Below are 24,197 nucleotides of genomic sequence, written 5' to 3'. Positions count from 1 at the left end.
TGCCCTCAACCGCCAGCACATCCGTGCTGCCACCACCACTGTGGATTCTCAGACCTCGATGGTGCTGCGGGGCGGGGCCTTGCGGGCCGACTCGGCACCGTCGGCCGCTGCCAGCCGGTCCCGCAGCCGACGCAAGGTCGGCAGGTGCAGCGTGTACGGGTCGTTGGCCAGCCAACGCCCGATCTCACCGGCCGCGTCGGGAGCCGACAGATGCCGGATCACCGCGTCGGCACCGGAGATGCGATCCACCGGCAGGTTCGGCCACACGACGAAACCGCGCACGGTGGCCTCGTTGAGCAACTGCGACACGTCGTGGACGGCGCTGGGCAGCGCCTCGGCACCGGAGTCGCCGGTGGAACGGGGCACCGGCGGCGCGATCACCGCGACCCGGCGTCCACACACAACAGTGTATTCGGCGCGGTGCACACCCACCGGGACCCGCACGAACAACCGGGCGGCGGGCAGCCGCTCCAACAGTGTGCGCAACACGGCGCCGGTACGTCGGTCGGCACTGGGCTTGGCGCCCGAGGGCGCGAACGCGTTGAAGTCCTTCAGGGCGCTGCGCACCGCGGCGCGCAGCCGCGCGGCGATGCGGACCCGCCGCACCGACCACGGCAGTACCGCCGAGGCCACCAGGTGCAGCGCCAGCAGGATCCCGCCCAGGGTGGCGCCCGACAGCCACACCACCACCAGCGCCACCACACCGGTGACGATGAACGAGGTGGGCCGGGTGGGACGCAGACCGCGGAAACAGGCCACGGCCACGACTCCGGCGACCAGCAGCATGTAGGGCACGATGAGAGCTTTGAGGACGGTGATGGTGTCGCTGGCCAGCACCAGGGCCGACACCTGGATCGTCAGATACGTCCAGGCGGCGCCGATACCGGCGGCGATGCCGCCGCGCTGCCACACCGAGGGCGTGTAGCGCAGTCGCTTGGTCGGGTCGATGTCGACGAACCACGGCAGCGACATGACCTCCCCGGCGCCCGGCGGGGTGGTGGGGGCGGCGTTCTTGTTGGCCGGTTTGTCGACGGTGGTGTTGACGCGCCAGGCCTTGACCTTGTGGCTCTTGGTGTGGCGGCCGGGACGGCGGCGATTCCCCCACGGGGGCTTGCGGGTACCGCGGGCGGCGTCGTACTCGAGACGCAGGACCGGATCGGTGAGCGTCTCGTAGGCTTCCTGCAGTTCGTGGAAGACCTCGGGATCGCCACCGGCGTCGGGATGGGCGTCACGAACTTTCCGGCGGTAGGCCTGCCGGATCTCTGCGATCTCGGCTGAGGTCGTCAGTCCGAGAATTCTGTAGTAATCAGGTTCGGTCACCCGAACCTCCGCGGTAGCTCGAAGCGTGTGTAGTGGATTCGGTTTGGGAATTACCGAACCTACTACATCGGTCGGTGTTGTTGTCGGCTCGGTGGTGAACCTCGCCGGAACAGGTGAAAACCGCCGCCTGTCTCAGGCCAGCGTGCCCGCGCCGGTGACCTGCCCTCCGGCGGCCTCGACGCGGCGGCGCAGCCCCCGGTCGGAGGTGACCACCAGACATTGCCGGTGCGGCGTGGTCTCGGCGACCAGCCGCGCGATGGCGTCGTCGCCGCTGCCGGGCGCCTCCACGACGCCGACGGTGTCACTGGCTTCGACACCACGGGCGCGGCCCTCGGTGACCAGGACGATCTCCAGCGGCGGTCGCCGGGCCCAGTCGGGCCCGGCGCGCAGTCCCTGCTCGTGGAGACCGGCCAGCCGGTCGCGCAGCCGGGCGGTGGCCCCGGCGCGGTCGCGCCACCAGCCGTCCGGCCGGGATCCGACCACATTGGCCGCGTCCACGACGATCAACGGTGTCACCTGGTCTTCTGCCACTCATCCCCCCGGGAGCGGTCGTGTGCGTTACGTCGGCTGCCACCAGCGTGCCAGAGACGACACCGCCGGGTCGTCGGAGGCGGCCAGGGAGTCCCAGCTGCCCGAGGAGGCACCGTCCATGGCGAACAGATCGTCCATGGGCGGCGCGGAGTAGTCGTAGGCGGCCCAGTCGGTGCCCGCGTCCGAGGTCGAACCCAGCAGGCTGGCGTCCGACCACGGCTCGCCGTCGACGGGCTCGGGACGGGCGTCCATGTCGATGTCCGGCGGGAACTCGGCGTCGAAGGCCGGGTCGTCGGCGGCCAAATCGGCGTCGGGATCGGTGCCCACGACCTCGTCGTCGGTGATCTCGATGGCCTCGGCGTCCGGGTCGGTCTCCGGCTCGTCGCCACCGGCCGGCTCCGGCTCGTCCTCCACGTCGGCGTCCGCGTCGGGACCGTCGGGGGCCGGTTGCTCACCCTCGTCGGCGGCCTCGGCGTCGGCATCGCCCTCGGCGCCCTCGTCGGAGGCGACGGGTTCATCGCCGTCCTCGCTCACCTCGGCGTCGGGGTCCAGCGTGTCGTCCTCGGCGTCGAAGTCGCTGACCTCGTCGTCGCCGGTCGACTCGTCGTACGCGGCGTCGTCCATGCCCGGATCGGGTTCGGGGTACGCCTCGTCGCCGGTGGGGGAGTCGGAATCATCGGCCCAGTTCATCGCGTGTGTCGTCCTTAACCTTCGGCTGTCTTCGGCAGCACTGCCCTGGCCTTGGCCAGGACCTCGTCAACCTGCTTGATCTTGAGCTTCAACGCCTCATGGCGTTTGGTGAGCCCTTCCTTCTTCTTCGCCCGGGTGGCGTTGTCCTGCTTGAGTGCCTTCTCGGCGGCGGCGATCTGCTTGTCCAGCTGATCGCCGCGCTTCTCCAGCGCGTCGTCCAGAGCCAGGTTGAAGGTGTACTCGATCTCGGTGAACCGGTACTGGATCTCCTCCTGCAGCGACGCGCGCGTCTCCTGCAACACCTCGCGGACCCACCGCTGGGCCTGCTGCCGGTCCTGGGAGACCTTGCGCCGGTACATCATGAAAGCCGCCGCCGCCAGACCGATACCCACACCGGAGGCCGCCAGGGCGACGCTGGCCACGCCGGTGGCCGCGATACCGGCACCGGCGGCACCCATCGTGACCACCCGTCCGGCCATCATGGCCGTACCGGCCGACGACATCACCAGCATCGCGTTGTCGCCGGAGGTCTCCCGGCGCGGTTTGGAACCCGACTGCATCCGCAGCTGCGCGTTGATGCGCCCGATGACCTGGGCCAGTTCATTGGGCGGGAACATCTGCGACAGCGCGCGGTCGGCCAGCACCTTGAACCGGTAGTCCAGTTCCTGGCTCAACCGCACCGACAGGGCGTGCAGGGCGCGGTCGACCTCGGTCGGCATGTTCTTGATCTCGCCGCGGTTGGCTTTCTCGACCTTGTTGAGCAGTTCGTCCTGCAGTTTCGTCACGTAGGTGCGCAGCCGCGACGTCGCCTCGACCCGGGCACGCTGGATCTCGGTGCGCAGCGCCATGTTGGACTGCTTGTTCTGGCCGCGCTTCAACTTCATGACGCGCTTCTTGTCTTCTTTGAGCTTCTCGGTGACCTGCGGGTCGGGCGACAGCGTCTTGAGGTTCTCCATGACGCCCAGGTCCAGCCGGATGAACTCGCTGCGCAGACTGCGCAACAGGTTCGCCTGCTGCAGGATGTTGCCGCGCGAACCCAGTTTGATCAGCGCGTGCTGCAACGCCGCGATCCGCGACTCGTCGATGAGGGTCTTGGCCGCGTCGGGCGGCATCGTCAGTGCCATCTCGGCCAGCCTCGACGACACCGGGAAGAACGGCGCGGTGGCGAACCGGGGCGCGTGCGTCTGCAACAAGGCGATGTCGTCGTCGCGGATGCGCTGCCAGCCGGGGTAGGCGTCGGTCTTGGTCAGCGCGAACATGACGAAGTTGACGCGTTTGCTGGCCTCGATGAGGAAGTCCAGCTCCGGCTTCGAGAACGGCGAGGACGAGTCCACGACGAACAGCAGCGCCGTGGCCTTGGAGACCGCGTCCAGCGCCACCTCGGCGTGCAGGGCGTCCAGACCGCCGACACCGGGGGTGTCGATGAGCGTCAGGTACTGCAACAGCGGCGCCGAGTGCGTGATGCGCAGCCGCCGGGGCGGCCGCACGCCGCCGGGCAGCTGGCCCAGCGTGGTGCCCCAGTCGCGGATGTCGGTCGGGTTGAGCGGCACCGGGACCTCGTTGCCGGGCACGTACGCCTGCACGGTGTGCTGCTCGCCGTGCTCGAACTCCAGGTAGGAGCTGGTGGCCACGGCCGCGTCCACCGGCGACAGGTTGGGCACCCCGATCAGGGCGTTGGTTAGCGAGGACTTGCCGCGTTTGGTCTCACCGACGATGACCATCGCCGGGGTGGCCGCCGAGTCGCGTTTCTGGGCGTCCAGGTCCTGGGCGGCGTCGGCGTCGACCTTGCGCAACGCGGCGATGCCGTTGGTGACGGCGGTGCGGCACAGCTTCTCCAGCGCCGCGGCCGGGTCGGGTTTCGCCGCCGCCTGCTTCGCGGGGGCTTCGGTGGTCATCAGGCACCTCCGTTGCGGTAGACGGTGACGATCGGGTTGCGCAGCACCGCGGTGCGGTCGGCGTAGCCGACGGTCTCGACCGCCGCGATCAGGCCGTCGTGGCTGGCGTCGGCGGCCGGAGTGGTGCCGCCGGCCTCGTGACGGGTGGGGTCGAAGCGCTCGCCCACCGGCGACACCGTGGCCACACCGGCCTGGGTGAGCCCGGCGCCGATCTTGTCGGAGATGGCCTGGCTGGTGGCGCGGTCCCGCACGTAGATGCAGGTGTCGATGAGGGTGCGGCGTTCGGTGTTGAGCTGGTCGATGGCCGCCAGCGCCGCCGAGTCGGGGGCGGGCGCCGGTGCGGCGGCGGCCGCGGGCGCCGCGAGGGGCTTCAACCGTCCGCCCAGCAGGCCCACCACGACGGCACCGGCGATCAGCGCGCCGCCGAAACCGGCCGCTGCCACCGGGATCGCGAGGGTGGATGTGCCGGTGGCCCCCAGCAGGCCGGTGACCACACCGGTCAGCGCGGCGGCGGCGATGACCGCCACTGTGGCTATCAGCCGCAGGTGGCTTGTCGACATCGTCTTCTCCTTTTAGATGGGATCAGTGGGCGGTGCGGGGTGAACGAAGTTGCTGGGCCAGCAGGTGGAAACCGCGGGCCACGACGTGCGCGACGCGCGCCTGGGCGGGGGAGGCCCCACCCACCGCGAACGCCCTCCAGCGATTATTGGCCGCCAGAGCCGCCTTGACCAGTGCTTCGTGGTCATTGGCAGGAAGACCCAGCACGTGGGACGGCTCGGAGGACAACGCCAGCCGGGCGATCTCGGATTCCATGTCGGAGGGCAGCTCGACGGTGCCGGTGGTGACCTGGGCGGCCACCTCGATGAGCCGCAGCCGGTGGTACTGCGGGTCCTGGATGACGCGTTCGATGGCGTCGCGCAGCATCTCCCGCTCCTGCGGGGAGGCGGTCGTGGAGGCCAGCGTCTCCAGCCGGGCCAGGCCCCAACCGGCCTTGATGGCGTCGGAGCGCAGCCGGAAAGCCTGCTCCAGTGTCTGGCGCAGCCGGGGGAACCCGGAGGCGGCGAACAGCAGCCGCACCAGTTCACCGGTGGCCATCGACGGGTTGGCCACCAGGTGCGCGATGGCGAAGTTGATGCCGTACAGGTCCAACAGCCGCAGCAGCCGTTCGCGCTGCTCGGGCGAGACGGGGCATTCGCGGGTGGAGAACAGCGACGCCGCGGCCAACAGCACGGTGCGTTCCTCCTGCGGCAGCTCGGCGAGTTTGCGCAGCGCCTCGCAGTCGGCGGCGGTGAGCCGTCCGGCCTCGGTGGTCTCGGCCAACAGCCCAACGACGGGGACCACGTCGGACACGACGCGGCGCATCAGTTGCGACTGGGAGCGCGACAGCGGCTCGGCCACCGGCCACGGGTCGCCCGAGGGGGTGGGTGCCAGCTTGTCGACCTTGTTGAACAGGCCCAGCGAGTTGATCGGGTTGGACGACAGCCGCGACGACATGGTGCGAAACGCCTCCAGCGCCTGCAGGTCGTCCTCGCGCACCGACTGGGTGAAGGTGTAGATGATGGCCTCGGCGCCCGACAGCGCCGACTGCGAGTCGGGGTCGATGTCGTCGGCGATGGGCGCGTCGAACAGGAACTTGTTGGCCTCGTTGGAGATCGAGGTGTTCACCGAGGACATGCCCGGGGTGTCCACGACCGTCAGGTTCTCCAGCCGGTCGGAGGTCAGGGTGACGTCGACGTAGGCGACCTGTTCGCGGGGGACGTTGAGTTTCTGCGGGACCATTCCGGCGTCGTCGAGGGGCAGGCTGACGCGGGTGCCGTCGCGTTTGACGACGTCGACCCGGTCGGAGGTGCCGTAACGGAACTGGGTGACCAGGCGGGTACACTCGCCGACCTCGGTGGGGGCGACCCGCCGTCCGATCAACGCGTTGACGAGAGTGGACTTACCCGCTTTGAGGCGTCCGGCGATGGCCACCCGCAACGGCTGGCCGATACGAGCTCTGACACCGTCGACCTCGGCGCGCGACCGGGGAGACAGGCGGGGCGACAGTTCGGCGCACAAGGCGGCGACTCGGGTACTCAATGGGCCAGATGCCATGGTGTGCGGACGCGTAACGGCGCGGGTGACCCGGTGCCGCGGCGCCGGCCTCCTTCCGGGAACGACGACGAAACCGGTGCGCGGTGCCCACCGGCAGGGGCATGCCCGTCCGAACCGGAATCCGGCGGGCACACCGACGCTACCGCAACTCGTCCAGCGCGGGCGAGCGCGAGCCCCCACGTCGTTCCCGGCGTGGCCGGGCGTCGCGGTGGGAGCGGACATCGCAGCGATTCCTTTGCCAAAATATGATGGCCGGGTGGGACGCGGCCTGACCGTCAGTGTTTTATGTGAGGTACTGCCCCGACCCTACGAAACGACGAGTCCTCGCGACATCCCCGTTTCGTGCCACCGGCACCATTGCCTACAGGTTTCTCATCGGGAAGGAGCCACGTGTCAGCCGACGACACTCGGTCCCACGACGACCCCGCCGGTCTTGGTGCGCGCGTGGCCGAGGCTCTCGCCCAGCCCGGCCTGGTCATCGTGACCGGCCCGGCCGGAAGTGGCCGGTCACATCTGCTGCATCGCCTCGCGGGCGCGTTTCGCGGTCCCGTCTACGCGGGCGGGGGACTGTCCATGTTGCGCGGCAATTCCGCGCTGGCGTTGGCGCGCGCGGTCAAGGCCAAACTGCCCACCCACGACACGCCGCTGTGCGCCGAGGCGGTGCGTTCCCGGGTGCGCGGCGGCCTGCTCGTCATCGACGACCTGCAGTGGTGCGACCCGGTGACGCTGGCGGTGCTGCCGAAACTGGCCGAGCACTGCCGCATCGCTGCCGCGCTGCGCACACCGCACCGGCTGCCCGAGGCGATCACGGAACCGCTGTTCGCGGCGGCCACCACCGTGGAGATCCCGCCGATTCCCGACGCCGCCGCCGCGGCCCTGGTGCGCGACCACGCGCCGGGCCTGGCCGACGCGGCGGTGACCGCGCTGGTCAAACGCGCCGGCGGTAACCCGCTGGCGTTGGCGTCGCTGGCCAGACACGCCCAGGCCCGGGGCGGCAAGTCCATCAAGGACCCGGCCCAGGCCACTCCCGACGCGGTGCACGTCCTGGCCGAGGCGATCGCCGATCTGCCGCGCGCCGCCCGTACCGCGCTGGCAGCTTTGGGCCTTTTGGGACGCCCGGCCCCGGCCGGTCTGCTGGGCGAGGGCGTGTCCGAACTGGCCGAGGCGGGCCTCGTCACGGTCGACGACAACCAGAGTGTGGCGCCGGTGTCGCCCTACAGCGCCGAGATCGCCGCCGGGATCCTGGACCCCGACGGCCGCGCCGAACTGCACCGGGGGCTGGCCGAACTGGTCGACGACGTCGAGGCCGCGCGGCATCTTGCTGCCGCTGGCGACAACCCGGCCGCCTACCAGCGAGCGCTGCGCGCCGCCGGTGGCGACAACCAGGCCCGCCGCGCCGAGGCGCTGCTGTTCGCGTGCGCGCTGAGTGATTCGCCCGCCGACGAGGCCACCCGGCTGGAGGCCGCCGCCGCGGCCCTGGCGGTGGGACGACCGCGTTCGGCGCTGACGGTGCTGGAGCAGCTGTCGAGCGTGGAGGCGACGGTGGCGCGGGCGCAGGCCCATCTGCACGCCGGTCACACCAACAAGGCGGCCGAGGTCGCCGCCACCCTGCCCGATTCGTCGAAACTGGACGACGGACTGGCCGAGGCTGTCGACCGGGTGCGGCTGTTGACGGCGCTGGCGGGTGCCTCGGCCGACACCGTGGCCGCCGCCGTGCGGGCCCGGCACGGGGACCGGCCGAGTGCGCCGGGACTGGCTGCCGCCGTGGCCGCGCACGACGCGCGCCGCCGCGAACCGGGCTGGCAGCAGGGCCTGGCCGCCGCCGCGGTCGCCGCCGGACGGGACGGCGATGCCCTGACCGCCCGGTGGAGCGCCTGGCTGCTGGTGGAGTACCTCATCGCCGACGGCAACCTCGACCAGGCCGCCGCGGCCGCCGAACGGGCCGCGGCCGCGTGCACCGCCGATCACGCCTACAGCTGGCAGACCCGGTTTCTGGCCGCGCAGGTGTGGTGCCGGGTCCTGGGGGGTGGGCACCTGGAGGAGGCCGCCTCGCGGGCGGTCACGCTGCTGGACCACGCGCTGCCGTCGGTGGCGCGCGGCTACGCCACCGCCTCGGCAAGCCTCGCCGAGGCCGACACCGGTGCGCTGCGCAACGCCCGGCACCGGCTGCGCAACGCCGGTCCGGTGCCGCCGTCGGTGGCGACGGTGCTGCGCTGGGTTGCCGGTGAGGCCGCGTGGCTGGACAACCAGCCCGCCCAGGCCAGGGCCGCCGCCGGGGACGACGCCTCGCTGGTGTCGGGGATGGGCCGCATCACCGCCAACTGGGCCGCCTTCGACGCCGGTGAGCCTTCCGAGGCCGGGGACATCGACTCGGTGCCGGATCCGGCCCGACAGACGTTGAGCGCCTGGCAGGCCGCCGCGGTGGACGCGTCGGCCGCCGGGGCCTTCGACACCGCCGCCGAGGCGTGGCGGGAGGTTGTGGTGCGGGAACAGGTGCGATGCCTTTTGGCGCACGGTTTGTACGCGCCGGACGCGGCCGGGGCGGTGCCGCCGTTGGAGGCGGCCGAGGCGATCGCCGACGAAGCGGGGTTGACCATTTTGGCCGGACGGGCGCGGCAAGCCTTGCGGCGCCACCGGGTGCGGCGCGATCGGCGCGGCAAACGCGCCGGGGACGCGTTGACGTCGCGGGAGCAGCAGGTGCTGACGATGGTCGCCGCCGGTGAACCGACCCGCCGGATCGCGGTGGCGTTGGGTATCACCCGCGAGACCGTGGAGACCCACATCCGTGCCGGGATGCGCAAACTGGGGGCCAAGACCCGTACCGAAGCGGCGGTGCGGGCCGCCGAACTGCTGACACAGGACGGACAGTGACCATGTCCGCTCCCTTGTACATAGTCGCGACGGCCGCCGAGGCCACCACTGTGCTGCGTCGCCTGTCGCGCGACGGTTGGAACACCCGCCAGGGTTTCGCCATCACCGAGGGCGGCTGGGACGTCTCGGCGGGCAAGATGCTGCGTTACGGGCGCGTCCCTGACGCCGACACCGCCGGTCTGGCCGTGTTGGCGGCGGCCCGGGGTGCGGGGGTCGTGTGCGTGTGCGACCCGTCCTCGGCCCAGGGCCTGGCCCTGTCGGCCGACCTGGCGCGCATCGGACCCGTGGGCGTCGACCCGGTCGCCGAACCGGCCGAACCCGACGCGGCGGCGCTGCCGGTCACGCCGGAGCAGGCCGCGCTGCTGGAGCGGCTGGCCGACGGCGAGACGATCGCGGCGGCGGCCGAGGCGGAGTTCCTGTCGCTGCGCACCGCCAACCGCCGTATCGCCGCGGCCCGCAAGTCGCTGGGGGTGGCCACCACGCGCGAGGCGGTCCTGGCGTTCATCAAACGCACCCGCACGTCCTTAGCGGACATTCGCGGGCGCGCCTGCCTGGTCTAGTTTGGCTCAACCATCGCGACAGGAGACAACCGTGGGTGTGCTGACCGACTACTTCCGTGCCGCTGACGCGGCCGACGTGGTGCGCGCGATGCGAACCGAGGACGGCGACCCGCTCGTCAACGGCGAGCACGCGGTGTTCGAGGGCGTCGAGGCCAAGGGCGTCGACGCCCCCATCGTCTTGGGCGCGCTGATCGCGGCGATCCGGCAGGTGCCCTGGAGCGCGGACCTCGTCGCCGAGACGATGGTGTGGCCCACCACCCCGATGCCCGGCCCCGACGGCCCCGCCGCCGAGGACGACCCGTGGGCCACCGGTCCGTGGGTGTCGCGACTGGACCCCGCGGTGCGCGACACGCTGGCCGACGCACTCGACGCCGCACTGCCCGACACGGTCGCGCGGTGGGCGCGGACCGAGGAGCTGTACGGCGCGAGTGCGGAGGACCTGCTGCCGGTGGCCCAGTCACTGGTCACCCTGGCCCGGCGGGCCCGCGACGACGATCAGCAGCTGTACTGCTGGGTCTGCCTGTGACCGTGCGGGTCCGGGCCGCCGCCATCGAACGCGGCGCCGGTCACCCGAGCAGGGCGGCGGCGATGAGGGTGAGGCCGACGGGGATGTCCACCACCGCGCAGAACTCCGACCAGGGCCGGTTGACGACCTTGTCGGCACGGAAATGCGCCACGTCCCACAGCCCGTGGGCGAAGAAGCCCAGTCCCGCCAGGACGCCGCCGAGCGTCGGTTCGGCGAAGGCCGTCGCCAAGGTGATGGCCCCGAAGGCGATCATGCCGACGGTCTGCACGGTGAACAGGCGGCCGTCGGCGGCCCGGCCGGCGACCAGCGCCCACACCCACAGCACGACCAGCAGCGCTGGAATCCACACCGCCGAGTCGTAGCCCAGGAACGTGACGACGGTCGTGGCCGCCGACATCACCGGGAAGGCCAGCCAGACGGTGACGGGTTTGTTGAGGGCGTAGGCGAACAGGTACATGCCGGCCATGATCGCCGCGGCGCTTCCGAACTCGGATTCTTTGGCGCCCATGAGGATCGCGGTGATGCAGCCGGCGGCTCCGAGCAGTCCCAGCGCGGTGGGCCAGCGGTTGACGAGGTTTGAGGTCATGGTTGTCGAGGTCATGGTCCAAACCTGACCGTTACACGCGCGTGTGGCGACGCCCTGGCGTGGGCGTGTCCGAAATCCTGGGATGCCTGTCCATCGGACACGGTCCCGAGGCCGGGGCCGGGGCCGGGGCCGGGGCCGGGGCCGGGGTCGGGGTCACTGGTCGGGGGGCTTGGGGCGGCGGTACGTGCGCGCCGAGGACAGCGGCCGGATGGGGTCGATGTGGCGCGGCAGCACCGGCTCGTCGGCGCGCAGGGGTGGCAGCGCGTCCAGGTAGTGCTCGGTGATGCGGTCGGTGGCCTTGCGCGGCGTCATGTCGGGGCCGCTCAGGTCGACGAGTCCGGCGAAGTGCACCCGCGCGATGGGGCGGCGCCACAGGGCGGTCAGCAGGCTGCGCGCGATCGCGCCGGGGGTGTCGTAGGCCATCACCTCGTGGGCGCCCCACTGCGATATCGCCAGCACCGGGGCCTTGGAGGTCAGCGCGAGCCGGGCGACGCCGGTCTTGCCGTTCTCGGGCCACAGTCCGGGGTCCAAAGTGACCCGTCCCTCGGGGTAGATGAGGATGCACGAGCCCTCGTCCAGGGCGTCGATGGCGTTGTGCAGGGCCTCGGTGACGGTGTGCTTGCCCCGGTCGACCTGGATGTGGCCGCAACCGCGCATGATCGAGCCGAACACCGGGGCCCGGAACAGTCCGGCGGTGGCCAGGAACCGGGGGGCCAGTCCCTTGCGGGCGCACGCGGCGATGAGGACGAACGGGTCGAAGGTCCCTATGTGGTTGGCGGCCAGGATCATCGAGGATTTACGCAGTTCCCCTGGTATCTCGCCGGTTATCCTCAACCGGCAGAACATGGGGATCAATACGCGTGACAGGCGCAGCAGGAAACGCCACAGTCGCGTCGGCCGATAACTTCTACGTCCTGTAGAGTCTTCTACGTCAGGTAGAAGACTGGAGGAGGGGTCACTATCCATGGACGTCCTCGATGCATCGCGCTGGCAGTTCGCCATAACCACCGTTTACCATTTCCTGTTCGTCCCGCTCACCATCGGGCTGTCCTTTCTGGTCGCCGGGATGCAGTCCGCGTGGGTGCGCACCAATGACGAGCGCTGGCTCAAACTGACCAAACTGTTCGGCAAACTGTTCCTCATCAACTTCGCCATGGGCGTGGTGACCGGCATCGTCCAGGAATTCCAGTTCGGCATGAACTGGTCGGCGTACTCCACATACGTCGGCGACGTCTTCGGCGCCCCGCTGGCCATCGAGGGCCTGGCCGCGTTCTTCCTCGAGTCGACCTTCCTGGGACTGTGGATCTTCGGCTGGGACAAACTCCCACGCCGCGTCCACCTGGCCTGTATCTGGATCGCCGCGTTCGGCACCGCGCTGTCGGCGTACTTCATCCTGGTGGCGAACTCCTTCATGCAATGGCCCACCGGCCACACGCTCAACAACGACCGCGTCGAACTGGTCGACTTCGCGGCGCTTCTGGGCAACAAGGTCGCTCTCATCACCCTCCCGCACACGCTGGCGGCGGTCTTCCTCACCTCGGGGGCCTTCATGCTGGCCGTGGCCATGTGGCATCTGATGCGCCATCATCGCGGCGACGATACCCAATCGCCGACCGACACCGACCCCACGGCCGAAAAAGCCTGGCGCTCGGCGGCCAAGATCGGCGCCGTCACCGTCCTCGTCGCCTCGGTCGCCGTCGTGGTCACCGGCGACATCCAGGGCAAGATCATGACCGAGACCCAGCCGATGAAGATGGCCGCCGCCGAAGCCCTCTACGAGACCGAACAACCCGCCGCGTTCTCCATCCTCACCATCGGCAGCCTCGACGGCACCGAGGAGGTCTGGTCCATCACCGTGCCGGGCCTGCTGTCCTTCCTGGGCACCGGATCGTTCGACGGCGAGGTCCTGGGCATCAACGACGTCAACGCCTCCTATCAGGACAAATACGGCCCCGGCGACTACCGTCCCAACATCCCGCTGACCTACTGGTCGTTTCGCGCCATGATCGGCCTGGGCATCGCCGCCACCGGCGTCGCACTGCTGGCACTGTGGACGCTGCGGCGCGGCAGAACCCCGTCCAACCGGTGGCTGCGCCGCCTCATGGTCGTCTCGCCGCTGCTGCCGCTGGCCGCCACCGCCTTCGGCTGGATCTTCACCGAGACCGGCCGCCAGCCCTGGATCGTGTTCACGCTGCTGAAAACCGAAGACGGCGTGTCCCCGTCGGTGTCCTTCGCCGAGATCATGACCTCCCTGATCGGCTTCACCACCCTGTACGCCGTCCTGGCGGTCGTCGAGATCGGACTCCTGCTGCGCTACGCCAAAGCCGGACTGCCCACCGAACCCGCCACCTACTAAGGAGACACCACCATGGATCTGCCGACCGTGTGGTTCGTACTCATCGCCGTACTGTGGACCGGCTACTTCGTCCTGGAGGGATTCGACTTCGGCGTCGGCACCCTCATGGGCGTCATCGGCCGCGACAACCCCACCCGCGCCACCATGATGGGCACCATCGGACCGGTGTGGGACGGCAACGAAGTCTGGCTGATCGTGGCCGGAGGCGCCACCTTCGCCGCCTTCCCCGCCTGGTACGCCACCCTGTTCTCCGGCTTCTACCTGCCGCTTCTGGTCATCCTCATCGCCCTGATCGTGCGCGCCGTGGGCATCGAATACCGCCACAAGCGCGACGACATCGCCTGGCAGCGCCGCTGGGACGCCTGCATCATCGCCGGATCGATACTGCCGTCGTTCCTGTGGGGCGTCGCCTTCGCCAACCTCACCGCCGGAGTCCCCATCAACGCCGACGGCAACTACGCCGGAACCGTGTTCGACCTGCTGGGCGGCTACGCGCTACTGGGCGGCCTGACCACGCTGGCCCTGTTCACCACCCACGGCGCGGTGTTCCTGGCGCTGAAGACCACCGACCCGCTGCGCACCACCGCCCGCCGCACCGCCGTACGCCTGGGCGTGGTGACCATCGTCGCCGCGGCGGCCTTCCTGACCTGGACGGCGTTCAAACACGCCAACCCCGCCTCCATCGCCCTGTCGATCACCGCCGCCGTGGCCCTGGTCGCCGCCGTGGCGCTCGTGGCCGCCGGACGCGAGGGCTGGTCGTTTTCGGCCACCACCGTCACCATCACCGCCGTGGTCGCGGCGCTGTTCACCGCGCTGTTCCCCGACGTCATGCCGTCCACGATCGACTCCGCCTACAGCCTCACCGTCGCCGGAACCGCCTCCTCGCCCTACACGCTGAAGATCATGACGATCGTGGCGGCGATCTTCACCCCGGTGGTGCTGCTGTACCAGGGCTGGACCTACTGGGTGTTCCGCAAACGCCTCACCGCGCCCCGGCAGGCCGACGCGCACACCTGAAAACTGGCCAAAAGCGCCACCGCCGGTGACCTCCCCGACACTTACGAGCAGGTGAACCAGGCGTAAACTCGGCTATGGTCCCGCTGCCGCAAGCAATCCGGTAATCCCGTTGGTGAGGAGTGGAGACGATAGGCTAAGTTGGCTGCTGTCCTATTTCTCGCAAGAAGGTCTGATACATGTCGTGGAGGCGTCGAGTCGTCGGAATCGGCTGTGTCGGAGCCGTACTCGTAACCGGTAGCGCGACCGCCACCGTCTCCACCCAGGCCTACACGCCGCCGAAGTCCTGCCTGGAGAGCGTGACCGTCTTCGCCGACGGCGGCAAGACCGCCACCGCCCCCGACATGACCGCCGCGGCCATGAGCCAGGCCGTCGCCCGCAAGGGCACCTGGCTGTCGGCCGACGTGCGGCTCACCGCCGACGGCGTCCCGGTCCTGGTGCGCGACGCCAACCTGCGCCGCACCACCAACGTCGCCGAGGTCTTCCCCAAGCGTGCCGACGACAACGTCGACACCTTCACCCTCGCCGAACTCGAACGCCTCGACGCGGGCACCTGGTTCGGCGACGGCTACCGGGGCCAGAAGCTGCTGACGATGCGCGACCTGCTCGACTACGCCTCCGTCGAGTCCGGCATCGGCCTGTCACTGGCGCCGCGCGACCTGGCCACCACGCCCGGCCTGGCCGAGGCCGTCGACAACGAGTTCCGCGCCGACGAGCGCTGGGAGGAACTGTTCGACGCCCGCCTGGTCCAGCTGCGCTCCAGCGAGGCCGAGGCCATGAGCGACCTGGCCCGCTGGGTCCCCGAGGCCAGCATCCAGTGGGAGACGGCCAGCGTCCCCGGTGAAGAGGAACTGGCCGAGGCCCAGACCTGGGCCGACTCCATCGGCGTCGACTTCAACGAGGTCGGCGGCGAGGACGCCGAGCGCATCCACGACGCCGGACTGCGACTGGCCTGGCACGCCGTCGACTCGCCCACCGCGATGGCCGACGCCATCAACGGCGGCGCCGACGAGGTGTTCACCGTGGATCCCACCATCGCCGACGCCGTCTGCAAGGACTGACCTCTATCCCAGGGCCACGTTCACCGCGACCGTGATCACCACGGCCGCGCCGTAGGCCGCCACCGCCAGCTTCACCAGTCGCAGCCGCCAGGCCTCGTCGCGCTTGAGGCACGAGGCCAACAGCGCCAGCGCGGGCAGCACCGTCACCGCGTGCATGGTGACCGCGTGCGTGGGCTTCAGCCATCCGGACACCCGGTAGGCCAGCTCGTGACTCTCGGTGGCCGACAGGGTCGCGCCGGTGGCGATCATGACCGCCCCCGAAGCCATGGCGCCCACCAGGATCAACAGTCCGGCCCGCACCGCCAGCCGCATGCTGGGCGGTGTCTGCGGCGCCGGACGCAGGCTCAACACCGTCAACGCCAGCACGATCGCGATGAGGACCGCGCCGCCACCGGCCAGGCCCACCCGCCCGATGAGGGCCGACAGCGCGTCCTCGTCGTTGAAGTGCGAGGGCAGGCCGCGCCACTGCTGGGTCGTGATGCCCACGACCTCGATGGCGCTGGCGGCGGTGAACGCCCCGACCAACACGGTGCGCAACTTCGGCCCGATGGAGATGTACGTCGACACCCACACGATGGTCGCCAGCACGATGCCAAAGGACAGTCCGAAGGTGACCGGTTTGCGCCACGACACCGGTCCGGTCCAGGGGCCGCCGTCGATGGCGTACACGATGAGGTGGAACAGCCCGCTGGTGAACGCCAGAATCGCGACGACGTAACCGATCCGTTCGACAACCCGACCGTTCGTCCACAGTGCTGTAATCTTGTTCGTCAGTTCTCGTATCATGCGGCCAACGCTATGGGTGCCGGGTGGTGTTGTCGTCGGCCTCGCGGCGCGGCTTGGCGGCGGGGGAGTACTCCGGGTGTGGTAGCCGCGGCTACTCCGCGATATAGTTGACTCAGTCAACTAGTTTGTGAAGGACCGCGATGACCAGCACCCGTACCCGCGTCGAACGCATCGACCGCGTCCGCCGTTTCAACCGGCACTACACCAAGACCATCGGCGTGTTGAGCGAAGGACTGCTCGACAGCCCCTACTCGCTGACCGAGGTACGGGTGATGCTGGAGTTGCGGCACACCCCCGGCATCGACGCCGCCGAACTGTGCCGCCGCCTCGACCTGGACGCCGGTTACCTGTCGCGGATCCTGGCCCGCTTCGACCGCGACGACCTGCTGGAGCGCGAACGCTCCGAAGCCGACCGCCGCCGCCGCGTCCTGTCGCTGACCCCCACCGGCGTCAAGACCTTCGACGTCCTGGACGACCGCCAGATCGACGCGGTGGCCTCGCTCGTCGACGGCCTCGACGACACCCGGCAGCGCGAGGTACTCGCCGCCATGGACGTCATCGAGGCCGCCTTCACCCCGAGCGCCGAACCGGCCACAGTGGTACTGCGGGACCCGCTGCCCGGCGAACTGGGCTGGGTCATCTCCCGCAACGGCGCCGTCTACGCCGCCGAACACGGCTGGAACGGCGACTACGAGGCCCTGGTCGCCCGGGTCGTCGCGGGCTTCGCCACCGACCACGACCCCCAACGCGAACGCGCCTGGATCGCCGAAATGGACGGCCGACCGGTGGGGTCGATCTTCTGCATGCGCGGGGACGACGAGGCCACCGCGAAACTACGGGTCCTGCTGGTGGAGGCCAGCGCCCGCGGCCAGGGCATCGGCGGAAAACTCATCGACGCCTGTGTGGACTTCGCGCGAGCCGCCGGATACCGCCGCATGGTGTTGTGGACGGTCAGCCTCCTGGCCGACGCCCGCCGCCTGTACCAGCGCGCCGGATTCCAGCTGGAGTCCGAAACCGACGTCCACCTGTTCGGCCACGACCTCACCGGCCAGAACTGGGGCATGGACCTGTAGCGGCCCTAGGAATCGCGGGCCTGCTTCGCCGCGGTACGGATCAGGGCCGCGACCTTGCCGGGATGGCTGAGCGACACCGCGTGCCCCGAAGCGACCTTGACGGTCTTCTTCGCGTGCGCGCGTTCGGCCATGTCGCGCTGCGCGTCGGGGTGGATGGCGTGGTCCTCGGTGGCCACGAGGAACCAGCTGGGCAGCGACTTCCACGCCGGTTCGCCGGTCTTGCCGCCGAACGCGGCCTCGGCGATGGGCCGCTGCGCGCTGGCCAGCCGGGCCGCGTCGGCCGCCGGAATGTCCTGGGCGAAGACGTGGTGGAACTTGTCCGGCGCGATGAGCAGGTCCGCGGTGCCGTCCGGCAACGGCAGCGGCGCCAGGCTCTGCCCGATCGGCGTCTCGGGATAGTCGGCGCTGATGCTGCCGGGGCTCTCACCCTCGTCCGGCGCGAACGCGGCGAGGTAGACCAGGCCGGTGACGTTGTCGGCCTCGCGGGCCGCGTTGGTGATCACCGCGCCGCCGTAGGAGTGACCGGCCAGCACGACCGGCCCCTTCACGCTCTTGACGACGGCGGCGATGTAGGCGGAGTCGGATGTGAGGTCCCGCAACGGATTGGCCGGGGCGATGACCGTGTACCCGGCGTCCTGGAGACGGCCGATGACCCCGTGCCAGCTGCTGGCGTCGGTGAACGCGCCGTGCACCAGCACGATGGTCGGCCGCGGCCTGCGGGTCTTGCCGCTCGATGTGTCGGGGTCGGCCATCGCCGAGCCCGCGATCAATGTGGATCCCGCGGCCATGGCCACGGCCGTACCGGCCAGGACCCGGCGACGGGAGAACAGGCGGACACGGTCGGTTGGGGAATTCGGTGAACTCATGCGGGCCACGCTATGAGCCACCGCGCCCCCAGCCATCGGCCGTTGTGCGACGCGCACCCCCGACCAAGGTCGGGGGTCGAGGCGCCGGATGGTCGCGGGGACGACGCGTCCGCGCTGCTTAGGATGGGCCGCATGCGCAGCGAGGTGGGTCGCCGATGGCCCGGGTGGGACGACGTCCTGCTGACCCTCGTCGTGGGCTACATGACGGTCGAGGAGGTCTACCTCCGCAGTGGACCGCTCGTCGTCGTCGAGGTGACGCTGGCCGCCGTCGCCAGCCTGGTCCTGTTGTGGCGGCACCGCTGGCCGATGCCCTCGGCGGTGCTGGCCGTCGCGGCGGCGATCCTGCTGGGCGCCGCGCTGCCGCTGGTGGTCATGCTGTTCCACCTGGCCTACGCCAACCGCCTGATCACCAGCGTGATCGCCGCGATCGTCGCCGTCGGCGGGAACCTGCCCATGGACGCGCAGCACAGCCTGTTCGCGCCCCGCGACCCCGGCCCGGTGCTGCTGCTGGTGCTGCCGCTGGCCCTGGGCATGTGGGCGGGCGGACGCCGACGACTGGTCGCCGCCCTGGAAGACCAGGTCACCCGGCTGCGCACCGAACGCGAACTGCGCGCCGAACGCGCCCGGATGGCCGAACGCGCCCAGATCGCCGCCGAGATGCACGACGTCCTGGCGCACCGGCTGAGCGTCCTGGCGCTGCACACCGGCGCGCTGCAACGCCGCGCCGCGACCCTGCCCGAACAGGTCGCCACCCGCATCGACCTGCTGCGCGCCACCTCGACCGACGCCCTCGACGACCTGCGCGACATGCTCGGCGCGCTGCGAAACCCCACCCGCGACACCGAAACCGCCGCCCTGACCCCCGTCGACTCCGGACTGCCGAACCTGCTGGACGAGGCCCGCGCGGCCGGACAGACCGTCGACGCCGTCGTCGAGGGCGACCCCGACGCCGCCCCGGCCAGCCACCGGCTCGCCGTGCTGCGACTGGTCCAGGAAGGACTCACCAACGCCCGCAAACACGCCGACGGCGCCACCGCCCGCGTCGAAGTCCACTATGGCGCACCGGCGACCACGGTGCGCGTCGACAACGACCCCGCCGCCACCGGTTCCGAAGCAGGCGGCGGCTACGGCCTGATCGGGCTGGCCGAACGGATCAGCGCGCTGCGCGGCACCATCGAGTACGGTCACGGGCCGAGCGGCGGCTGGTACCTCACCGCCCGCATCCCGCTGCCCGCCCACACCGTCACGGCCGACTGAGATGGACACCGCCATGATCCGCACCCTGATCGTCGACGACGACGCCCTGGTCCGTCTGGGACTGTGCGACCTGCTCGACGACGAACCGGACATCACCGTGGTGGCCCAGGCGGCCGACGGGAAAAGCGCTGTGGCCCAAGCCGAACGGCACCGCGTCGACGTCGCGCTGATGGACGTGCGCATGCCCGGCATGGACGGCATCGCCGCCACCGCCCGGCTGCGGGCGCTGCCCGAGCCCGCCCAGGTCATCGCGTTGACGACCTTCGATCTCGACGAGTACGTCTACGACATGATCGCGGCCGGAGCCGCGGGCTTCCTGCTCAAGGACACCGATCCGGGCGAGATCATCCGCGCGATCCGGGTGGTCGCCGCCGGTGACGCCATGCTGCACCCGGCCGCCGCCCGTCGCCTGATCGAGCGCTACCACCGCGCCGCCCGGCCGCGGGCCACCGCCGTGCGCCACCGCGTCGACCGGCTCACCCCGCGCGAGACCGACGTCCTGCGGCACCTGGCCCTCGGCGCCACCAACGCCGAGATCGCCGCGTCGTTGAGCATGCGGGAGAGCACCGTCAAAGCCCACGTCACCCGGATACTGGCCACACTGGACGTCACCAACCGGGTGCAGGCCGCGCTGTGCGCCCGCGACGCCGAACTGCCCCCGCCACCGCGAGGTGGGCGACGGGCGCGCTGACGCGTCCCGCCGCCCTGGCTCGATGATCGTCGCCTAGCAGCGGCAGATCACGATGCCCGGTTCGAAGGCCGCGTTGCGATCGCGCGGCTCCTCATAGTGGCCCCAACCGTCGGTGTGGGCTTTCTCGTGGGCGCCAACGCGATCCCAGTCGGACTGGCCCGCGCCGTATCGTTCCATCTCGCACTTGTCGTAGACGATGTACCAGTCTCCTTCGGAGTGCCAGCTGGCGTAGGCGAGGACGTTGTCGTAGCAGTCCCCGCCGTAGGAGGTGGGGACGTAGCCGTCGATGTCGGGCGGGTAGGTGTGGCCGTGCTGGCCGTGATCCTTGGCCACGACGTCGGTGTCGGCCGCGTCGGTGTCGGTGCCGAGGTACTCGAGCGTGAGTGTGCCGTCGGCGTGGTCGTGATCGTGGGCGCTCGCGGGCGCTGCCAGCAGCACGACCGCCAGCAGGCCCGCGAACGTCGCCGCGAGCAGGGTACGGATGGACATGGGGCTTCTCCTTGGGCGGTTCGGCTCCCGGTTGCCGGTGGGTTGGGGGTCGGCTGCCGAGAAGCCGATTCATCTCTTACTAACAAGTTAGTAAGCTTTACGAATTCACATAGTGACATACCCCAACGTCCCAGTCAACGCCCTACCGCAGGCCGTACGAACGGATCGTGGTCTGGGTGACCGCGTTCCCGGCGTCATCGGCGGCCGACAACCGCACCGACACGAACTCCGCGTCCCGAGGGTGAGTCAGCACCGTGACGGCCCGGTCCCCGTCCCGCAGCAGCGGCACCTTCACCCAGGTCTCACCGTCGTCATAGGACACCTTGAGGCTCAGCTTCCTGGTCGCCGTCTCGGCACCCTGACGGTGAACATCCACAGTGACCACCTGCGGCATTCGGGCCGACGCGTACCCGTTCTTCACACCGGACGCGGACATGCCCACCACCTGAAGATCAAGCGGCGTCCGGGAAGCCGAGGGCTCGGAATGGAACCTCCACTCCGCCGACGCGCTGCTGCCCAGATCCGACCACGGCACCGACCGGGTCCCCTCGACGGCCAAGGTGTAGTCACCGGCATCGTTCGCGGGCAGCGAGAAGTTCTGGCTCTCCGGCCGCGCCGTGTGGCTTCCCACCACGACGCCGTCGCGCGACAGCGTCGCACTACCGGTGACACCCGTCCGGCTCCAGGTGGCCTCGGACGCGTCGGGACCACTGAACAGCGGGGTGATACCGACGATCCGGTCACCGACGCGGCTCATGGAATACGCGAACCGCGACGGAATCAAACCCGGACCCACCGGGGCGCCTCCCCACACCACCGTCCGCTTGCCCGGCTTGTAGAAACCGCCGTACCGCACCAGAGTGTCCGGCGCCGTCGCGTCACCGAACTCGGCGATCTGGAACCACTCCACCGCCGGATCGGCGGTGTAGTACTCGTCGCGGGTACTGGGCGCCGACACGTGCTGTCGGGGAATGACGAAGCCCGAGTCGTGACCACTGGAGACCTTGCCGTAACTGTTACGCAGCATGGACAGTTCCTGGCCCCGGCTGTGGTACTTCGAGGTGCGCCGCGCCAGATCGCCGTCGTCGACGGCGAACGACAGATCGTCCGGGACACCGTTGTCGTTGTGGAACACCAGGTGATAGCTGTAATCGGTGTCGCCGTTGCCGTCGGCCGGACCTGTCAACGTGGGACGCACCGAGAACAGCACCCGGGCATCGCCGGTCGGCGCCGAATAGAAGTCCCACTGTCCGGTCTGGATGGACGTGAAGCTCATCCCGTAGTCCACGCCCGGCAGATTGGCCTGCATCTTCATCTCGATGCTGTGCATCCGCGCGTCGTCGCGCTCCACGTCGAAGGTGATCGGCTCCAACTCGCTTCCGACCGACTTCTCCACCGCCCGATCGGCGACGGTGAGCTCGTGGAACGTCAAGGCGACCCGGCCGGCCTTTCCGTCGGCGGGCTCCACCCGCTGATGGGCCAGACCGGTGTACTCGCCCGGCGGGACCGTGCCGGTGGCGGCAGTGTCCCCTTTGACCAAGCGGAGGTAGTAGACCTTGCCGGTCGCGAGGTTCTGCAGGTTGACCTGAGCCTGATCCGGCGCCCCACCACCGGGAGCGGTGAAGTGCACCGTGACCTGCTGGGCGTCGGCGGGCGGTTCCTCGGCGGTGATCGCGTCGCCCGGATCGGGCAGCGCCGCGTCCCGGTCGGTGGCGTCGTCCAGCCACAGCTTCCGCGCCGACGGACCGGTGACCGACGCCGTGGACAGACCGTCCTCGGACAGGTCGTCCCAGAACTCGGCGGTGTCCGCATCGGACACCTCGCGGGCCTCGGCGCCGTCGGCGTCCTGTACCAGCAGCGGCACCGCGTCGGCGCCGAGGTAACCCTGCCGGGCCAACGCGGACACGTTGAACAGTCGGTCGTCGAGCACCCCGTTGGCAAGCGGCGTGGCGGCGTCGGAGGGAACGATCATCAGGTCACCGGAACCGTCGGGCGCGGACGGCGAGACGAACCCGATGTCCTCGCGGCCGGGGCCCGGCTCGACCTGGAACAGGCCGTCGGGACGCATGACGACCCGGTCGCCGGTGATCAGCGGAATGGTGCCGCCGGACTCGGCGGCGGGTACGTCGTCCATGGTGGGCGAATCAGCGGGCTCGGCCACCGCCGGGCCGCTGAACACCAGCGGCAGGCAGGTGACCACGGCGATGATTCCGGTCTTTCGAAGTCGCACGGCAACTCCTCGCGGGGCAGGGGTGTAACGGGCAGGGTGAGGGCGAGCAGTTGCCGGATACTGCTTCGCCCCAACCTAGCAAACGCTTGCCGCCTATTCGCAGGTCCACATGACCGGGTTGCCCTTCCAGTTTCCGACGAGCACCGAGCCGTCCTGGGAGGCCGCCGAGACCGTGCTGTATCCGTAGGAATTCTTCGGGATGAGGTTCGGTACGTCTTTCGGAACCGGGAGTTGTCTGATCTCGGTGTCGAAGACCGCGGGAACCCGCTGCTTGCCCTTTCCGGTGGCGCCGTACATTCGGCCGGAATCGTCGATCGCCAGCGCCTCGATGCCCTTGACCTTTTCCGGTTGGTGATCGGCGGTGCGCTTCCAGCGATACGAAGAAGAGTAGGTGGTGACGAGAATCCAGTCCCCGGAGATGTTCCGTGCGAGGGCGCCGTCGTCATCCTCGCCTTCGACCGCGATGTCCTCGTACCTGCCGTCAGGCGTCCACAATCGAGGCTCGTAGTCCTCCAAACCGGCGGCCTCCATGACGTCGGCGTCGAGCAGGCCCCCGACCAGGGTGCCGTCATCGGCGATGTCACTGACCGACGGGGCCTTGTCCTCCCCTTCGGCCTTGAGTTTCAGCGTGGTGGCCTCAGTCTCGCCCGGCTCCCATTTCAGGAGCTCGTCGCGGTAGCCGGTGTTGGAACTGGGTTCCGGTCCGATGATGGTTCCGTCATCGGCGATCGCCGACGGAGTGCCACCCGTCCACTTCCCCTTCGCCGTCAGTATGCGGACCTTGCCGTCCTCGAACTTCCACATATAGCTGTCTATGTCATCCTCATCGGTCCCGGATCCGATCACGACTCCATCGTTGTTGAGGTCGGCCATTCCGGTGTACGAGCCTTTGGGCGGGGGAGGGAGGGCCTTCCGCTTTCCGTTGTGCCACAGGTGGATGTCGGAGTTGTTTGGATCGTTCATGGCGATGTACTCGCCGTTCGGGCTCATCTTGAAATCGAGGACATCCCCGCTTTTTGACTGTTCCCAGTCGAGCATGTCGAAGTCGCAGTCTTTCGCGAGTGGGGCGATGGTCCTCGTGTCGGTCTTGGGATCGGACGGGTCGTAGATCGCGCCGTCCGAGACGTGGCCGATGATCGTGAGCGTGACGGCGACGAGCGCGACGACAAGAGCCGTCACCCCGCCGACCAGCCACCAGCGTTTTCCGATCGGGTTCGCCATGGGTCTCCTTGGTAGGGAACTACTCGGTATGCAACACGGGTGGGTTCGCTTCGCGGTTGCGTTCGAATTCGTTCGCGCCC

22 protein-coding genes are annotated in these 24,197 nt (G+C 69.8%); 9 read left to right on the top strand and 13 right to left on the bottom strand.

The annotated features are described in order from the left end of the window. Positions 1-48: 48 nt before the first annotated feature. The 6 genes from SNAS_RS36280 to SNAS_RS18375 form a co-directional block, all read right to left on the bottom strand. On the bottom strand, positions 49-1,320 hold the full coding sequence (locus tag SNAS_RS36280) for a J domain-containing protein (protein ID WP_013018960.1): 1,272 nt from the start codon (positions 1,318-1,320) through the stop codon (positions 49-51). Positions 1,321-1,452: 132 nt separating this feature from the next. Then, a complete protein-coding gene (locus SNAS_RS18395) occupies positions 1,453-1,851 on the bottom strand; it encodes a PIN domain-containing protein (protein ID WP_013018959.1) in 399 nt (132 codons plus the stop codon). Between the two features lie 27 nt (positions 1,852-1,878). Further along, positions 1,879-2,541, bottom strand: a complete 663-nt coding sequence (locus SNAS_RS18390; protein ID WP_013018958.1) for a hypothetical protein — start codon at positions 2,539-2,541, stop codon at positions 1,879-1,881. A 14-nt stretch (positions 2,542-2,555) separates the two neighbouring features. Further along, entirely contained in the window at positions 2,556-4,436 is a 1,881-nt protein-coding gene (locus SNAS_RS18385; RefSeq protein ID WP_013018957.1) for a dynamin family protein, read from the bottom strand. Then, entirely contained in the window at positions 4,436-4,996 is a 561-nt protein-coding gene (grpE, locus tag SNAS_RS18380; RefSeq protein WP_013018956.1) for a nucleotide exchange factor GrpE, read from the bottom strand. The genes SNAS_RS18385 and grpE overlap by 1 nt, the downstream gene beginning before the upstream one ends. A gap of 22 nt (positions 4,997-5,018) precedes the next feature. Continuing rightward, a complete protein-coding gene (locus tag SNAS_RS18375; protein WP_211207202.1) occupies positions 5,019-6,515 on the bottom strand; it encodes a dynamin family protein in 1,497 nt (498 codons plus the stop codon). 405 nt (positions 6,516-6,920) lie between these two features. Here SNAS_RS18375 and SNAS_RS18370 point away from each other — a divergent pair, with 405 nt between their 5' ends. From SNAS_RS18370 to SNAS_RS18360, 3 genes are read left to right on the top strand one after another with little or no spacing between them, the layout of a single operon-like run. Beyond that, on the top strand, positions 6,921-9,401 hold the full coding sequence (locus tag SNAS_RS18370) for a helix-turn-helix transcriptional regulator (RefSeq protein ID WP_013018954.1): 2,481 nt from the start codon (positions 6,921-6,923) through the stop codon (positions 9,399-9,401). Positions 9,402-9,403: 2 nt separating this feature from the next. Continuing rightward, a complete protein-coding gene (locus SNAS_RS18365; protein WP_013018953.1) occupies positions 9,404-9,961 on the top strand; it encodes a hypothetical protein in 558 nt (185 codons plus the stop codon). 31 nt (positions 9,962-9,992) lie between these two features. Further along, a complete protein-coding gene (locus SNAS_RS18360; RefSeq protein WP_013018952.1) occupies positions 9,993-10,487 on the top strand; it encodes a hypothetical protein in 495 nt (164 codons plus the stop codon). Between the two features lie 40 nt (positions 10,488-10,527). Here the strand turns inward: SNAS_RS18360 and SNAS_RS32970 are convergent, their stop codons facing one another. After that, positions 10,528-11,088, bottom strand: coding sequence for a hypothetical protein (locus tag SNAS_RS32970; protein ID WP_013018951.1), 561 nt, complete (start codon positions 11,086-11,088; stop codon positions 10,528-10,530). A gap of 138 nt (positions 11,089-11,226) precedes the next feature. Then, on the bottom strand, positions 11,227-12,039 hold the full coding sequence (locus SNAS_RS18350; RefSeq protein WP_052305054.1) for a lysophospholipid acyltransferase family protein: 813 nt from the start codon (positions 12,037-12,039) through the stop codon (positions 11,227-11,229). On the opposite strand from SNAS_RS18350, the gene SNAS_RS18345 reads away from it, so the two are divergent. The 3 genes from SNAS_RS18345 (at position 12,038) to SNAS_RS18335 (ending at position 15,504) form a co-directional block, all read left to right on the top strand. Next, entirely contained in the window at positions 12,038-13,429 is a 1,392-nt protein-coding gene (locus SNAS_RS18345) for a cytochrome ubiquinol oxidase subunit I (RefSeq protein WP_013018949.1), read from the top strand. The genes SNAS_RS18350 and SNAS_RS18345 overlap by 2 nt on opposite strands. A 12-nt stretch (positions 13,430-13,441) precedes the next feature. Further along, a complete protein-coding gene (gene cydB, locus SNAS_RS18340) occupies positions 13,442-14,446 on the top strand; it encodes a cytochrome d ubiquinol oxidase subunit II (protein WP_013018948.1) in 1,005 nt (334 codons plus the stop codon). A 176-nt stretch (positions 14,447-14,622) separates the two neighbouring features. Continuing rightward, positions 14,623-15,504 (top strand): glycerophosphodiester phosphodiesterase, encoded by an 882-nt coding sequence (locus SNAS_RS18335; RefSeq protein ID WP_013018947.1) that lies wholly within the window; start codon positions 14,623-14,625, stop codon positions 15,502-15,504. A 3-nt stretch (positions 15,505-15,507) separates the two neighbouring features. On the opposite strand, the gene SNAS_RS18330 is transcribed toward SNAS_RS18335, so the two are convergent. Beyond that, a complete protein-coding gene (locus SNAS_RS18330) occupies positions 15,508-16,290 on the bottom strand; it encodes a hypothetical protein (protein ID WP_013018946.1) in 783 nt (260 codons plus the stop codon). A gap of 140 nt (positions 16,291-16,430) precedes the next feature. On the opposite strand from SNAS_RS18330, the gene SNAS_RS18325 reads away from it, so the two are divergent. Continuing rightward, entirely contained in the window at positions 16,431-17,363 is a 933-nt protein-coding gene (locus SNAS_RS18325; protein WP_013018945.1) for a bifunctional helix-turn-helix transcriptional regulator/GNAT family N-acetyltransferase, read from the top strand. 5 nt (positions 17,364-17,368) lie between these two features. Here the strand turns inward: SNAS_RS18325 and SNAS_RS18320 are convergent, their stop codons facing one another. Beyond that, the gene (locus tag SNAS_RS18320; protein ID WP_013018944.1) at positions 17,369-18,151 is read right to left on the bottom strand and encodes an alpha/beta fold hydrolase; all 783 of its coding nucleotides are present in this window, start codon (positions 18,149-18,151) and stop codon (positions 17,369-17,371) included. A 210-nt stretch (positions 18,152-18,361) separates the two neighbouring features. Between SNAS_RS18320 and SNAS_RS18315 the strand changes: the two genes are divergently transcribed. Both SNAS_RS18315 and SNAS_RS18310 read left to right on the top strand, forming a co-directional pair. Further along, a complete protein-coding gene (locus SNAS_RS18315; RefSeq protein ID WP_013018943.1) occupies positions 18,362-19,486 on the top strand; it encodes a sensor histidine kinase in 1,125 nt (374 codons plus the stop codon). Positions 19,487-19,499: 13 nt separating this feature from the next. Next, positions 19,500-20,177 (top strand): response regulator transcription factor, encoded by a 678-nt coding sequence (locus SNAS_RS18310; RefSeq protein WP_013018942.1) that lies wholly within the window; start codon positions 19,500-19,502, stop codon positions 20,175-20,177. 33 nt (positions 20,178-20,210) lie between these two features. Here SNAS_RS18310 and SNAS_RS18305 read toward each other — a convergent pair whose 3' ends face one another. From SNAS_RS18305 to SNAS_RS18295, 3 genes are all read right to left on the bottom strand, one after another. Beyond that, positions 20,211-20,666 (bottom strand): hypothetical protein, encoded by a 456-nt coding sequence (locus SNAS_RS18305; RefSeq protein ID WP_013018941.1) that lies wholly within the window; start codon positions 20,664-20,666, stop codon positions 20,211-20,213. A gap of 142 nt (positions 20,667-20,808) precedes the next feature. Beyond that, the gene (locus SNAS_RS18300; protein ID WP_013018940.1) at positions 20,809-22,896 is read right to left on the bottom strand and encodes a hypothetical protein; all 2,088 of its coding nucleotides are present in this window, start codon (positions 22,894-22,896) and stop codon (positions 20,809-20,811) included. A gap of 93 nt (positions 22,897-22,989) precedes the next feature. Continuing rightward, positions 22,990-24,117: a hypothetical protein gene (locus SNAS_RS18295; protein WP_013018939.1), complete on the bottom strand. Its 1,128-nt coding sequence runs from the start codon at positions 24,115-24,117 to the stop codon at positions 22,990-22,992. Positions 24,118-24,197 lie beyond the last annotated feature (80 nt).

It is taken from the genome of Stackebrandtia nassauensis DSM 44728 (genome assembly GCF_000024545.1).
Lineage (GTDB): Bacteria > Actinomycetota > Actinomycetes > Mycobacteriales > Micromonosporaceae > Stackebrandtia > Stackebrandtia nassauensis.
This window is presented reverse-complemented; position numbering and strand designations above follow the sequence as displayed.